This is a genomic window from Flavobacterium frigidum, from assembly GCF_048286795.2.
Genome location: NZ_JBLVPT020000001.1, coordinates 419,148 through 432,665, shown reverse-complemented (window position 1 = coordinate 432,665; position 13,518 = coordinate 419,148). Strand labels below are relative to the sequence as shown.

The window sequence follows — 13,518 nt, the reverse complement described above, 5'->3', positions numbered from 1 at the left end:
AACCTACAAACACTTTGTATTTTTGCGGCATGAACGACAATTTTGTAACAGAATATTTTGGTATCGGAATCCAAAACGGTAAAACTCCCGAAAATTTAGGGGTTTTGTGGCGTACGGCGCAAAATTTAGGCGCCAGTTATATTTTTACAATTGGTAATCGCTATGCTAAACAAGCCTGTGATACGCACAATGCAGTCAAATCAATTCCTTATTTTCATTATGAATCGTTTGAGGATTTCTACAACAACTTACCCAAAGGCGCTCGCTTAGTAGGTGTGGAATTGGATGAAAACGCTGTTGATCTCGAAACGTTTGAACATCCACGACGTTGCGTGTATTTATTAGGTGCCGAGGATAACGGTCTATCGAAAGCAGCTATCGCAAAATGCCATCATTTGGTCAAATTCAAATCTGAGAAAAGTTTAAACGTATCTGTTGCAGGCAGTATTGTACTTTATGATAGAGGTCTTGCTAAACCAAGATCCTGATACGGTTTTTCAACTGTTCCTGAGTTCTAAGCCCAATAGCGGTAAATAAAGTAAATTATTTTTTTTGCATTAGATTAAATCGGGTACATTAGTCACTTATTAAATCATTATGAAAAATATTTTTTATAGCCTATCTTTTTTTATACTGCTCATTTCTTGTTCTAGTCCAACCTCTTATGGCGAGCCTGAAGTAAATTCCTTAGATATTCAGAAAAATTTTATAGATTGGTGGACTTATTATAATAATAATGTAATGCTCTCTAGAAATTTTATTGGCCTAGATGCTAGTTCAAAAGAAATTACCAAAGGGGAGTTTCTTAAAACATTAGCAGATGGTGGTTTTATCCCGATTCGGCTTGCATCGACCGACAAAAATATTTTTTATTATAAACTTTTTAAAATTGAGGCTACTTCCGATACAAGCATACAAGCTACGATTGCAGAGGAGGCTTTCGCCACAATGCAGAATTTTAAAAAGGAAGGGAAACCTTTTCCCGTATTTTCTTTTAAAGACCTCGACGGTAATTTGATTACTAATGAAAACCTCAAAGGGAAAATAGTAGTAATTAAATGTTGGTTCATTCATTGTGTGGCCTGTGTCGCAGAATTTCCGGAGGTAAATGAAATGGCTCTGCAATACAAAAACAGAAAAGATATCGTGTTTATAAGCTTGGCTGAAGATTCGGCGGAGCAGCTGGAGGCTTTCTTGTTAAAAAAACCATTGTTGTATTCAGTCGTTCCTAATTTGAAAAATTATATGAATAAAGCCCTTCAAGTTAATGTTTTTCCTACTCATTTTATTGTTAATAAGAATGGGGTTATCGAGAAAGTAACATCAAAATACCAAGATTTAGAGATTGCCTTAGAAAATAGTAGTAAAATAAAATAAACAAAATGAGCCCGATAGAACAGCAGGCTCATTGCTCATAAAGCTAATTATACGTTTATTTAGTTCTTTGTGGCATTGTCCAGCAAACGAGATTTTTAATAAATGGGTCTGTAAATTTTATTATTTTCATCAAGTTTTAAAATCAAATAAATCTTTAAGAAGTATAAAACGGCTTAAAAATTTTGATGTAAATAGATCATTTAAAAACTATTGTAAGTTCAAGTTATAAGTGCAACAGATAAATTAAAAACACTTGGAGTTATCCCCCAAGTGTTTAAGGTCAAAAGCCTAAATTTGTCTTGCATGAAAAAATATAAACAATTAACCGTGGAACAAAGATACCAAATCGAAGCTCTAATACAAGCTGGTTTTAATCAAACGAAAATTGCAGATCAGTTAGGTGTTCATCGCGGTACTATTGGTAGAGAACTAAAACGATCTATACCAAAAAGAGGAAGGGGTTCTGGAGAATACTGTGCTTTAAACGCACAGCGAAAAACAAGTAATCGTCATAAAGAAAAGTATAAAATAGTTTTATTAACACCTGATTTGAAGCAAGCTATCTTCGATAAAATTACCTTGGACAAATGGAGTCCGGAGTTAATTTCAGAACGTTGGAAATTAGAAGGTAAAGCAATAGTTAGTCATGAAACAATTTACAAATGGATATGGGAATCTAAGCACACCAACAGGATAGAGAATAAACCTTTTAAGACACTTTACCAAGAATTGAAACATGGTAAAAGGAGACAAAAAAGAGGGAATATAAAAGACACTCGAGGAGCAATTCTAAATCGTAAACATATAAGTGAGAGGCCAGCTGTTATTGAACAAAGAAAAAGAATCGGAGATTTAGAAGCCGATTTAATGATGGGAAAAGACCATAAATCAGCATTGCTAGTCCTTACAGATAGAACTACATTAATTACCATGATAGATAAGTTGCAGGGAAAAACATCATTAGAAGTCACACAGAAAATAATTGAAAGGCTTTCTAGATTTAACTCCAGCTACGTCAAAACAATCACTTTTGACAACGGAAAAGAGTTTGCTGGACATACTGAAATCGCAAAAATATTTAATCTAAAAACCTATTTTACAACACCATACACCTCGCAAGAAAAAGGAACTGTAGAAAATAGAATCGGTGTAATTAGAAGATTTTTTCCAAAGAAAACTGATTTACGAATTGTAACCAATGAAAGAATTAAACAAGTAGAATTATCAATTAATAACAGACCCATTAGAAAATTCAATTACCTTAGTCCTATTGAAACTCTAAATAATAAGTTTGTTGCACTTATGAGTTGAACACAGCTATAATCGCTTTATCGTTTCTAGACCATTCACTCCAAGAGCCAACGAACAGTTTTGGCATTGCTAGCCCAGCATAATCGATTGCTAAAAGAGTGTGGCATGCGGTAACGCCAGAGCCACAATGAATAATGATGTTCTCTTGTTTAATAGCTCCAAACACTTTTTGATATTGTTGTCTTAGTTCTGCTGCGGATAAAAACCGCCCATTTTGATTTAAGTTGGTAGTAAAAGGAATGTTGAATGCCCCAGGAATATGACCTGCCACTAAATCTATAGGCTCATACTCGCCGAGATATCGACTGTTTTCTCGAACATCAATAACCAAATAATTTTCGTTTTGAGAATTGTTTTCCACTTCGGTAATTGTTGCAGTTGGTAGTTTCCAATTGTCGAATGTGTAGTTTGGGATAAGCTTTGGCGTTTCTGTTTTATCATTTGTTGGAAACCCCATATTTTCGGCTTGCTGTAATCCTCCATTTAAAACTTGAACTTTTTCATGACCAATTGCTCGCAACATCCACCAAAATCGAGCTGCAGCATTGGCTCCGTTTTTATCATCATAAATGACAACGTGACTGCTATTTGTTATTCCGAACTTTGTCAACGTCTTCGCAAATTTTTCAATTTGTGGTAAAGGATGTCTTCCTCCATTTGCGAGATCCACTTTAATATCAGCCAAATCAGTATTTAAATCGACGAACAGTGCTTGGTCTAAATGTTTTGCGTTGTAATTGGCTTTAGCGTCTTTCCCATTGCTAACATCAACAAGAACTACTGCATCGTTTTTGTACAATTCCGATAACTCAGCAGCCTCAATAAGTGGTGAGAGGCGTTTTGTCGTATTTGTTATTTCGCTGTATGCCATGATTTTATTGCGGTTTTTTAAGGGATTGGTTTGTGAAGAACAGTTTGTTTATGCCTAGAAAAAATATACAGCTACGTGGTTAATCCTTATTAGTCGGTTGCTAATTTTGCGTAACCATAATTGTCAGACCAACCTGATTGTAGTGGTAGCAGTTGTCTTGTATGTGCTTCTCTTATCATACCTACTTTTTCTAATACTTTGATAGAGCCGATATTACCTGTAGCGTAACCGGCTTCAATTCGGTGCAGTTTCAAGGTGTTAAAACCAAACTCTAGGATGGCATTTACAACCTCTGTTGCGTATCCTTTATTCCAGTAAGCTGGATCAAATTTAAACCAAATTTCTGCATTGTTGTATTTAGGTTTCCCCAAATTAATTCCAATTATCCCGATACATTCTTGGCAAGTTTGTAAACAAATTGTGAAAGTAAAACTACGTGTATTTCCAGTCATCCATTTATCAAGAATGGCTTTGGTATCATTGATATTTTCTGGAATCCCTAAAGTATTGAATTGGTCTACTTCAGGAAGTGAATGTAAGGTGTGAACGTAATGAAGATCAGCTTGGATAATAGGCTTTATAAGCAGTCTTGCAGTTGATAAATTGTAGGTATTCATTTTTCTTATTTAAGAATAAATTGAGCTGACATTTTAGTATTTTCCTTTTCCCTTTCAAAAACTAGTACGATAATTGGCCATTTGTTATTTAAAAAAAAAGATTTGATTACTATTTATTCCAGGTCTCTCAACGGTTTTTTTTAGTTCATTTCCTTATTTCGCCCATTTCTTATTGTAAAATACAAACCAATTAATATAAAAGGAATACTTAAAATTTGTCCCATATTCAACTTCATGCCTTCTTCAAATGCTACTTGATTGATCTTGACAAACTCGATTAAGATTCGCATGCTGAAAATTAGCGTAATTGCTAGGCCAAAGTAAAAACCATTTCCTATTGTTATGTTTTTAGTTTTGTAGGTTATAAAGAGTAATAGAAAAATAACAAAGTAAGCAATGGCTTCATACAATTGAGCAGGATGCCTTGGTATAGTGTCAACACGTTTAAAAATAAATGCCCATGGTAATGTTGTGGGATTGCCAATCATTTCTGAGTTCATTAAGTTGGCAAGCCTTATAAACGCCGCTCCAAGTGGAGCAACAATTGCAATTAAATCTAGGATTTTGAGGTACTTGATTTTATATTTTTTTGAATATAAATAAATAGAAATAAGTAAACCTACTGTTCCTCCGTGACTGGCTAAGCCTGAGAAACCTACGAATTTATAATCCCCAGTGATCGTTTTTTTTATTGGTAAAATAATTTCGATTAGATTTTTAGAATAATAATCAAAGTCATAGAAGAAGCAGTGCCCCAATCTCGCTCCAACAAAAATCCCGATGATGCCGTATAGAAATAATGCTTCGTGTGCGCTATCATTTAAATTTTCTTTCTTATAAATTTTCTTAAGTATTGCCATGGACAACAGCAAACCCGCAGCAAATAATAGTCCGTAATATTTTATAGGGAATCCGCCTATATTGATGATTTCTGAGTCTACCTCCCAATTTATATATAATCCAATCATAATTTTTTTCTTAATGTTTTAGTATTAATTTATAGTCGTGCTGTGTAAGTTTTAGTGGTACACTATAAAACAATTGCAATTCTAATATAATACTTTTTTTAGTGCAACGTGCCGTTCTACTATTTTTGAGGTTTTTAAATCGTTTAGTTTAAAAAATTTCTCTACCCTAAACAGTTCCCTAGCCCGGATAGCAGTGAAAATCCTTCCTGTTTTTTTTAAACAGGAAGATTGCAACGCATAGCCGGAAAGAGCTCCTGATATTATTTTCTGAGTTCTAAATCATCGATGGCTACATCGCTTGGCTCAATAATGTCTATTTTAGGTTCGATGAAATCTTGCTCGTTGGCCAATGTTTTATTTAAGGTGAGTACCAAAGCTGGCAGCAACATTAAATTTGATAACATTCCAAACAGTAAGGTCAAAGAAATTAATCCACCCAATGCAATTGTTCCTCCAAAACTAGACAGCATAAAGACAGAGAACCCAAAGAACAACACGATCGAAGTATAGAACATGCTCAAGCCAGCATCTGTAAATGTTGCATAAACAGATTTGCGTATTTTCCAGTTGTTTTTCTTTAATTCTTCTCGGTATTGCGATAGGAAGCGCACGGTGTCATCTACAGAGAGTCCAAATGCAATTCCGAAAACCAATATCGTAGACGGTTTCAAGGGAATATCTAGAAAGCCCATGATTCCGGCGGTTAACATTAACGGTAATAGATTAGGAATGATAGAAACCAATACCATTTTGAACGAACGGAACATAAATGCTATTAAAAGTGCCGTCAGTAAAAAGGCAAAAGCTAGTGACGAAAGTAAATTGTTGAGCAAGTATCCTGTTCCTTTCTGGAAAACGAGTGCTTTGCCCGTAATGGTTACTTTGTACTGATTTGTTGGGAAAAGTTTATTTGCTTTTTTGCGAATTTCAGCTTCAATTTTGGCAATTTTATCGCCGCTTTCATCACGCATAAATGTTGTAATTCGGGCAAATTGTCCTGTAGAATCCACATAGCTTTTCATTAAGTTGTCCTTTGAATTTTTAGCCGCATTTTTTGCGTAGGACAAGATAAAGGACTGCTCCTGTGAAGTGGGTAAATCGTAGTATTCTGGTTTTCCGTTGTAGTACGCTTGCTTAGAATACTTAACTATATTCACGATAGAAATCGGTTTTGAAAGCTCAGGAATTTCATCAATAGCTTCCTCTAGTTCGTCCATTCGCCTGAGGGTAGACAACTTCATAACTCCTTTTTTGCGCTTGGTGTCAATCATGATTTCTAGTGGCATTACGCCATCAAACTCTTTTTCGAAGAAAACTATGTCTTCAAAAAAGGCCTCTTTTTTTGGCATGTCTTCTATCAAACTACCAGAAATACGCATTTCATAAATTCCGATGATACTAATGACTAGCAGTACAATGGACACTACATAAATGGTAAAGCGATTGTATTTTATGTTTCTCAGAATCCATCCCATAAAAGCCTTTACATAATCGCGATCCAAGTGTTCGATATGGCGTTCTTTGGGTGCTGGAATGTAACTATGAAAAATAGGAATCACAATAATGCACAAAAAGAAAAGTGCCATGATATTGATGGATGTAACCACTCCAAATTCTAATAACAATTGATTGTTTGAAGCCACAAACGTAGCAAAACCAATAGCTGTCGTTAAATTCGTCATTAAGGTTGCCATTCCCACTTTAGTAGTAACGCGTTGCAAAGCTTTGGCTTTGTTGCGGTGAATTTTATATTCCTGATGGTATTTATTGGTCAAGAAAATACAATTTGGAATTCCAATAACAATGATTAAAGAAGGTACTAAAGCGGTTAAAACGGTGATTTCATAATTCAGTAATCCTAAAAATCCAAAGGACCACATGACACCAATAATGACAATAATCAATGAAATTAAAGTGGCTCTAAAACTTCTAAAAAAGAAAAAGAAAAGCAAGGAGGTGACGAGAAGGGAAGCGCCAATAAAGATGCTAATTTCGTCTGTGATGGTTTTTGCATTTAGTGTTCGAATGTAAGGCATTCCGGAAACACGCAGGTCGATTCCGGTTTCTTTTTCGAATGTTTCAACCGCTGGAACGAGTTTGTCTAAAATGAAATCCTTACGTGCAGCAGTATTGACAATTTCCTTGTCCATGTAAACCGCAGAACGAATGCTTCCTGATTTTTTATTAAAAAGCAATCCTTCGTAAAAAGGCAGGTCATTAAAAAGTTCTTTTCTTATTTTTTGGAGATACGCTTTGTTAACGGTTTTGATTTGGTCTACGAACGGAACCAATTCAAAGGTTTCAAGCGAGTCGTTTTTTTGTAATTTCTTTAAATCATTAAGCGACACAATTAGATCAACAGCAGGATCTGCTTTGATTGAGTTCATTAGCTTGCTCCATGAGGCGAAGGCTTCTGGAGTAAAAATGGCGTTGTCTTTTACCCCAATAATAACTAAATTTCCTTCTTCACCAAATTTATTCAAAAAGGCATTATACTCAATATTGACACTATTATCCTCAGGTAATAAATTAGCTTCTGTAAAAGTAAAATGGATATTTTTCCATTGCAAGGCTAAAAGAGCTGTTATCGCAATAATTATGGACAACATTAAAATCCTATTTCTAAGGACAACTCGGGCTATTAACTCCCAAAATCCTAAACTAAACCACTTGATCATATTTCCTATTTATCGGTGGTAAAGGTAATTAAAACCGCTATAAATCACCGATTTTCAGTTTAAGTTTTTGTTGTGTAACAGTGGTATTTGCTGGAGTTTTTTATTTTACAATTAAATAATTTTGTGGTATATAAATTATACATTTGGAATCTGCATCTTTGTTAGATTAGAAAAGGGATCGAATAGACTATAATAAATATGAAAAAGTATAAAAATACAGTATTTTACTTATTGATTACGGGTGGTTTTACTGCTTTAATGTACTGGATTATCACCAAGGGGAAAAAGTTAGAGGCGAGCGAAATAATAGTAACGCCTGAAAGTGGGAAAGGGTCTTGGGGCGATTTTATAACCTCCATGCAACACAATTTTCAAGATCCGTTAGCCATACTTTTAGCACAAATAATTACTATTATTCTTGTTGCTCGCGTATTTGGTTGGATTTTCAAAAAAATTGGTCAGCCCTCAGTAATTGGCGAAATAATCGCTGGTATTGTACTTGGTCCTTCCTTATTGGGTCTCTATTTTCCAGAATTTTCGGGAGCTTTGTTTCCTGCAGCATCCTTGGGAAATTTGAAATTTTTGAGTCAGATCGGGTTAATCCTTTTTATGTTTGTTATAGGAATGGAACTTGATTTAAAAGTTCTGAAAAATAAAGCGAACGAAGCCGTTGTGATTAGCCATGCAAGTATAGTCATTCCTTTTGCACTGGGAATAGGACTGGCGTATTATGTGTACAATCAGTTTGCCCCAGAGGGAGTTAAGTTCTTGTCTTTCAGTTTGTTCATGGGAATTGCTTTGAGCATAACTGCTTTTCCAGTTTTGGCAAGAATTGTGCAGGAACGTGGCATTCATAAAACAAAATTAGGAGCAATAGTAATTACTTGCGCTGCCGCAGATGATATTACGGCTTGGTGTATTCTGGCAGTGGTAATTGCCATTGTAAAAGCGGGGACATTTGTGAGCTCGTTGTATATAATCATGCTTGCTATTCTGTACGTTGCAGCGATGATTTATATTGTAAAACCATTTCTAAAAAGGATTGGAGATTTATATGGATCAAAAGACAGCATCGTAAAACCAGTTGTTGCCATCTTTTTTTTGGTGCTCATTATGTCCTCTTATGCTACAGAGGTGATTGGAATTCACGCGTTGTTTGGAGCTTTTATGGCTGGAGCAATTATGCCCGATGTTCCAAAATTCAGAACGATATTTATAGAAAAAGTAGAGGATGTGGCTTTGATACTTTTACTGCCTCTGTTTTTTGTATTTACCGGTTTAAAAACAGAAATTGGTCTTATTAACGATCCGTACCTATGGAAAGTCACTGGTTTTATTATTTTGGTTGCTGTAGTAGGGAAATTTTTAGGAAGTGCTCTGGCCGCACGATTTGTGGGTCAAAGCTGGCGCGATAGTTTAACAATTGGCGCTTTGATGAACACGAGAGGTTTAATGGAATTGATCGTACTAAACATTGGTTTAGAACTCAAAGTGTTAACTCCAGAGGTGTTTACCATGATGGTCATTATGGCGTTAGTAACCACTTTTATGACTGGTCCTGCATTGGATTTAATTAATTATATTTTCAAAACAAAAGACGGTGTTGAAATTTTGGAAGCATCAAATGCAAATAAATACCGCATTTTAATTTCGTTTGGAAATAACGAAAAAGGAAAATCTCTGCTGCGATTGGCCCATAGTTTTATTAAAAAGCAAAAAAACACCTCAAGTATTACCGTAATGCACTTGTCCTTGAGTGATGAGGTGCATACCTTTAATTTAGAAGACAAAGAAAAAAACAGTTTTTATCCTATTGTAGAAGAATCACAGCTGCTAGAACAGGATATAACGACTATTTTTAAAGCCACAATGGATATTGAAACTGAAATTGCAGATGTAGCCAATCAAGGCGATTATGATTTGCTATTAGTAGGTTTAGGAAAATCAATTTTTGAAGGTACCATTCTAGGGAAAGTAATTGGTTTTACAACCCGCATCATCAATCCAGATCGTTTAATCGATAAGTTTACGGGTAAAGAGGGCTTGTTTGAGAATTCTCCTTTTGATGAAAGAACCAGACAAATTATTTCTAAAACCAAAATGCCAATCGGGATTTTAATCGACAAAGATTTGCAGCAAGTCAAGCATGTTTTTATTCCAATTTTCAGTCCTGAAGACTCTTTTGTAATTGATTATATTCAGAAATTAGTCTACAACAATAATTCAAAAATCGTTATTTTGGATGTCAATAGGCATGTCGATACCAATTTTGTAATGAAAAGTGCTATCGATTCTTTGGAACAAAAATACCCGAATAATATCAGTTTAATCACTGATAAAATCATCAAAAAAGAATTCTTAGCGCAACAAGATTTAATGTTGATTAGTCTCGAAAGTTGGAAAGTATTAGTAGATTCTAGAAGTATTTGGCTGAGTGGTGTTCCATCTGTATTAATATTAAAACAGTAGTATGAACTGGATTTTGTTGATTATTGGAGGTCTTTTTGAAATAGGTTTTGCTACCTGTTTAGGCAAAGCCAAAGAGAGTACTGGTATGACAGCAAGCTTGTGGTTAGCAGGTTTTTTAGTGTGTTTGACAATCAGTATGTTTTTGCTGTACAAAGCGACACAAACCTTGCCCATAGGAACCGCTTATGCAGTTTGGACCGGAATTGGCGCAGTGGGAACTGTGCTAGTTGGAATTTTTGTATTCAAAGAACCAGCTGATTTTTGGAGACTGTTTTTTATCACCACCTTAATCAGTTCTATTATTGGATTGAAATTCGTGTCGAGTCAGTAGCGAGATAGGAAATCAGAAGGTTTTAAAAAAAGGCTATAAGCTAAAGATTCACAGTCGCCTTAGTGTATTGTTTTAATTTAGTAGTAGCTTTTATGTTTTGATGATTTGGACTGCATGAATGTCCATTTGTGCCATGCTTCGTTTTATAACCAATAAATAAATAATACTAATAAAATCATGATTTTAACCACAACCAACACTATCGAAGATTATAAAATCCTTGAGTACAACGGAATAGTTTCTGGAACTGCTGTAAATATGCAAAAAATGGGATTGACATTTAACATGCAAAAATACTACGCAGGAATTAGTGAAAGCATCTTAGAGATTAAAGAGCAGGCTTTTACTAATTTAAAAGAAAACGCAACAAAGTTGAACGCTAATGCAGTTGTCGGAATCCAAGTAGATGTAGAGCTTAAAAGTAGTGAAGGATTAATTGCAGTAATGATAACTGGAACTGCAGTTAGCATTGTAAAACGGTAATTAAAAGCAAATTATTTTTTTACGAGAGTTGCTGGTTTCAGTTCTATTTTTATTTTATTAATCAGAGATTAGTCATTGTAATACTAGTTTTTAATTACATTCAACCATAAAAAACCCGTCCAATTACAATAACGGGACGGGTTTCAGATATGCGTTGAAGTAGTTTTATACCTTCATGATTTCGGCTTCTTTCACCACCAAAAGTTCGTCTATTTTACGGATGAAAGCGTTGGTTAAGTTTTGCACTTCATCTTCGGCAGTTTTGCAAATATCCTCGGATGTTCCGTCTTTTTCAAGTTTTTTAATTTCTGTATTGGCATCTTTCCTTGCATTTCTGATACCTACTTTAGCATCTTCAGCTTCTACTTTGGCTTGTTTGGCAAGGTCGCGACGACGTTCTTCTGTCAAAGCAGGAACACTAATGATAATTACATCGCCATTATTCATCGGGTTAAAACCAATATTGGCGACCATAATCGCTTTTTCAATTACATGTAGCATGTTTTTCTCAAAAGGCTGTAACGTAATTGTTCTGGCATCGGGAACGCTAATTTTTGATACTTGCGAAAGTGGTGTTGCAGATCCATAATAATCTACAAAAACGCTTCCAAGCATTGCCGGTGATGCTTTTCCGGCACGAATATTTAAAAATTCTTTTTCTAAATGCGCAATAGAACCCGTCATGGATTCTTTAGTACTATCTAATATAAATTCAATTTCTTCAGTCATAATTTAGATCTTTGTATTATCAGATATTAAACTGTCAAACAGTCTAACCATTCTATTATATATTTACTACTGTTCCTATATTTTCTCCTTCACAAATTTTCAGCAAGTTTCCTATTTTATTCATATCAAAAACTACGATCGGTAATTTGTTTTCTTGGCTCAATGTAAACGCTGTGGTGTCCATTACATTTAAACCTTTTTTGAGTACATCTTCAAAAGAAATAAAATCGAATTTCACTGCCGATTCATTTTTTTCTGGATCACAATCATACACACCATCTACGCGCGTTCCTTTTAAAATAACATCTGCATTAATTTCTATTCCACGCAATACAGCGGCGGTGTCTGTTGTAAAATAAGGATTTCCGGTTCCGGCTCCAAAAATCACAATTCTGCCTTTTTCAAGATGACGATCGGCTCTTCTCTTGATGTATGGTTCTGCGATAGATTCCATTTTCAAGGCCGTTTGCAAACGCGTTTTCATTCCCTTTTCTTCTAATGAACCTTGTAATGCCATTCCGTTGATAACGGTTGCTAACATTCCCATATAATCGCCTTGCACGCGATCCATTCCTGAACTAGCTCCGGCAACTCCTCTAAAAATATTTCCACCACCTATAACAATGGCTATTTCTACTCCTTTATCATGGATTTGCTTTATTTCGTCAGCATATTCGGCAAGTCGTTTTGGATCGATTCCGTATTGTAAGTCGCCCATTAAAGCCTCTCCACTTAATTTTAGAAGAATTCTTTTATATTTCATGTGTGTGTTGCGTTGATTCGTGCAAATATAGAATTTTCTTTTTTTCTAAAATACTGTTGCATAAATTTTATAAACTTAGTTTTTCGAACGATTTTTTTGCGGCTTCATAGCCAATATTAAAAACGGCATTCATCTTTGTTTTATTAGTCTCGAAGGTACTGTATAAGCACAAATCTTTTGGTTCAATAACCCAGTCGCAAATATTAAATTTTTGTACGTTTGAATTTGCCGAAAGAATATCAAAAGCTCGGGTAGTTACTGCTTTAATGGAGCTTAAATCTTTGGCTTCAATTTTTTGAATCGGACTCACATAAACGCCTATGACAGTATCACATTGTCCTTGAAGAATATCAGTAGGAAAATGATTCAATATTCCACCGTCACTGTATATTTTTCCATTAATTTCATAAGGAGATAATATTCCAGGAAATGCTGAAGAAGCTAAAATAGCATCGATAATTTTTGTTTGATTATCAAATATTTTTAATTTTCCTCGCACCATATCAGTTGCAGTAATGTGAATCGGGATTTTCAAATCAGCTAATGTGGCATCTTTAAAAATAGTATGAAAATAAGGCTTGAAGGATTCAGAATCTATTAAACCTGCTTTTTTAAAGGTTAAATGTTTCCAATGAAAAAGATATATCGATTTGAAAAATTCCAAGATTTCTTCGGGAGTTTTCCCCCAAGCATACATTGTTCCTACAATCGAACCTGCACTGGTGCCAGCAATTTGAGATGGACGAATGTTTTGTTCTTCTAAAAATTTAATCACTCCGGCATGGGCTATGCCTTTCGATCCCCCGCCTGAAAGTACTAACCCTATCGATTTTGTTTTTAAATCCATTTTTATTATTTGTTATAAAATTACTCTTTTTGCTGAATTGAAAGCGTCATCCCTTCGATTACCACGTTATTTTT

Annotated in this window: 13 protein-coding genes; 6 read left to right on the top strand and 7 right to left on the bottom strand. The window is 34.9% G+C overall.

The window, feature by feature from the left end; all coding sequences use genetic code 11:
- Positions 1–29: 29 nt before the first annotated feature.
- The 3 genes from ACNQGB_RS01990 (at position 30) to ACNQGB_RS01980 (ending at position 2,688) form a co-directional block, all read left to right on the top strand.
- The gene (locus ACNQGB_RS01990) at positions 30–488 is read left to right on the top strand and encodes an RNA methyltransferase (RefSeq protein WP_417944871.1); all 459 of its coding nucleotides are present in this window, start codon (positions 30–32) and stop codon (positions 486–488) included.
- Between the two features lie 109 nt (positions 489–597).
- Positions 598–1,377 carry a TlpA family protein disulfide reductase gene (locus ACNQGB_RS01985; protein ID WP_417944869.1) on the top strand — a complete coding sequence of 260 codons (780 nt, stop codon included), beginning with the start codon at positions 598–600 and terminating at the stop codon, positions 1,375–1,377.
- A gap of 303 nt (positions 1,378–1,680) precedes the next feature.
- The gene (locus ACNQGB_RS01980; protein ID WP_472777054.1) at positions 1,681–2,688 is read left to right on the top strand and encodes an IS30 family transposase; all 1,008 of its coding nucleotides are present in this window, start codon (positions 1,681–1,683) and stop codon (positions 2,686–2,688) included.
- On the opposite strand, the gene ACNQGB_RS01975 is transcribed toward ACNQGB_RS01980, so the two are convergent.
- From ACNQGB_RS01975 to ACNQGB_RS01960, 4 genes are all read right to left on the bottom strand, one after another.
- The gene (locus ACNQGB_RS01975; protein ID WP_417946999.1) at positions 2,678–3,559 is read right to left on the bottom strand and encodes a sulfurtransferase; all 882 of its coding nucleotides are present in this window, start codon (positions 3,557–3,559) and stop codon (positions 2,678–2,680) included. The two genes, ACNQGB_RS01980 and ACNQGB_RS01975, sit on opposite strands and share 11 nt — an antisense overlap.
- 89 nt (positions 3,560–3,648) lie before the next feature.
- Positions 3,649–4,176 carry a GNAT family N-acetyltransferase gene (locus ACNQGB_RS01970; RefSeq protein ID WP_417946997.1) on the bottom strand — a complete coding sequence of 176 codons (528 nt, stop codon included), beginning with the start codon at positions 4,174–4,176 and terminating at the stop codon, positions 3,649–3,651.
- A gap of 140 nt (positions 4,177–4,316) precedes the next feature.
- On the bottom strand, positions 4,317–5,144 hold the full coding sequence (gene lgt / locus ACNQGB_RS01965) for a prolipoprotein diacylglyceryl transferase (RefSeq protein WP_417946996.1): 828 nt from the start codon (positions 5,142–5,144) through the stop codon (positions 4,317–4,319).
- A 260-nt stretch (positions 5,145–5,404) separates the two neighbouring features.
- Positions 5,405–7,822: an efflux RND transporter permease subunit gene (locus tag ACNQGB_RS01960; protein WP_417946994.1), complete on the bottom strand. Its 2,418-nt coding sequence runs from the start codon at positions 7,820–7,822 to the stop codon at positions 5,405–5,407.
- Between the two features lie 198 nt (positions 7,823–8,020).
- Between ACNQGB_RS01960 and ACNQGB_RS01955 the strand changes: the two genes are divergently transcribed.
- The 3 genes from ACNQGB_RS01955 (at position 8,021) to ACNQGB_RS01945 (ending at position 11,105) form a co-directional block, all read left to right on the top strand.
- Positions 8,021–10,291, top strand: a complete 2,271-nt coding sequence (locus ACNQGB_RS01955; RefSeq protein WP_417946992.1) for a cation:proton antiporter — start codon at positions 8,021–8,023, stop codon at positions 10,289–10,291.
- Between the two features lies 1 nt (position 10,292).
- Complete coding sequence (locus ACNQGB_RS01950) at positions 10,293–10,622, top strand: DMT family transporter (RefSeq protein ID WP_417946991.1); 330 nt, start codon at positions 10,293–10,295, stop codon at positions 10,620–10,622.
- Between the two features lie 177 nt (positions 10,623–10,799).
- The gene (locus tag ACNQGB_RS01945) at positions 10,800–11,105 is read left to right on the top strand and encodes a YbjQ family protein (protein ID WP_417946989.1); all 306 of its coding nucleotides are present in this window, start codon (positions 10,800–10,802) and stop codon (positions 11,103–11,105) included.
- 165 nt (positions 11,106–11,270) lie between these two features.
- Here the strand turns inward: ACNQGB_RS01945 and frr are convergent, their stop codons facing one another.
- The 3 genes from frr to ACNQGB_RS01930 form a co-directional block, all read right to left on the bottom strand.
- Complete coding sequence (gene frr, locus ACNQGB_RS01940) at positions 11,271–11,834, bottom strand: ribosome recycling factor (RefSeq protein WP_417946988.1); 564 nt, start codon at positions 11,832–11,834, stop codon at positions 11,271–11,273.
- A 55-nt stretch (positions 11,835–11,889) separates the two neighbouring features.
- Complete coding sequence (gene pyrH / locus ACNQGB_RS01935) at positions 11,890–12,597, bottom strand: UMP kinase (RefSeq protein ID WP_417946987.1); 708 nt, start codon at positions 12,595–12,597, stop codon at positions 11,890–11,892.
- Between the two features lie 67 nt (positions 12,598–12,664).
- Positions 12,665–13,444 (bottom strand): patatin-like phospholipase family protein, encoded by a 780-nt coding sequence (locus tag ACNQGB_RS01930; protein WP_417946986.1) that lies wholly within the window; start codon positions 13,442–13,444, stop codon positions 12,665–12,667.
- Between the last annotated feature and the right edge of the window lie 74 nt (positions 13,445–13,518).

Bases quoted from the DNA above. Each gene is read 5' to 3' on its own strand.
- ACNQGB_RS01930 (WP_417946986.1), bottom strand. From the start codon at position 13,444: ATGGATTTAAAAACAAAATCGATAGGGTTAGTACTTTCAGGCGGGGGA.
- pyrH (WP_417946987.1), bottom strand. From the start codon at position 12,597: ATGAAATATAAAAGAATTCTTCTAAAATTAAGTGGAGAGGCTTTAATG.
- ACNQGB_RS01990 (WP_417944871.1), top strand. From the start codon at position 30: ATGAACGACAATTTTGTAACAGAATATTTTGGTATCGGAATCCAAAAC.
- ACNQGB_RS01985 (WP_417944869.1), top strand. From the start codon at position 598: ATGAAAAATATTTTTTATAGCCTATCTTTTTTTATACTGCTCATTTCT.
- ACNQGB_RS01945 (WP_417946989.1), top strand. From the start codon at position 10,800: ATGATTTTAACCACAACCAACACTATCGAAGATTATAAAATCCTTGAG.
- ACNQGB_RS01960 (WP_417946994.1), bottom strand. From the start codon at position 7,822: ATGATCAAGTGGTTTAGTTTAGGATTTTGGGAGTTAATAGCCCGAGTT.
- ACNQGB_RS01955 (WP_417946992.1), top strand. From the start codon at position 8,021: ATGAAAAAGTATAAAAATACAGTATTTTACTTATTGATTACGGGTGGT.
- frr (WP_417946988.1), bottom strand. From the start codon at position 11,834: ATGACTGAAGAAATTGAATTTATATTAGATAGTACTAAAGAATCCATG.
- ACNQGB_RS01975 (WP_417946999.1), bottom strand. From the start codon at position 3,559: ATGGCATACAGCGAAATAACAAATACGACAAAACGCCTCTCACCACTT.
- lgt (WP_417946996.1), bottom strand. From the start codon at position 5,144: ATGATTGGATTATATATAAATTGGGAGGTAGACTCAGAAATCATCAAT.
- ACNQGB_RS01980 (WP_472777054.1), top strand. From the start codon at position 1,681: ATGAAAAAATATAAACAATTAACCGTGGAACAAAGATACCAAATCGAA.
- ACNQGB_RS01950 (WP_417946991.1), top strand. From the start codon at position 10,293: ATGAACTGGATTTTGTTGATTATTGGAGGTCTTTTTGAAATAGGTTTT.
- ACNQGB_RS01970 (WP_417946997.1), bottom strand. From the start codon at position 4,176: ATGAATACCTACAATTTATCAACTGCAAGACTGCTTATAAAGCCTATT.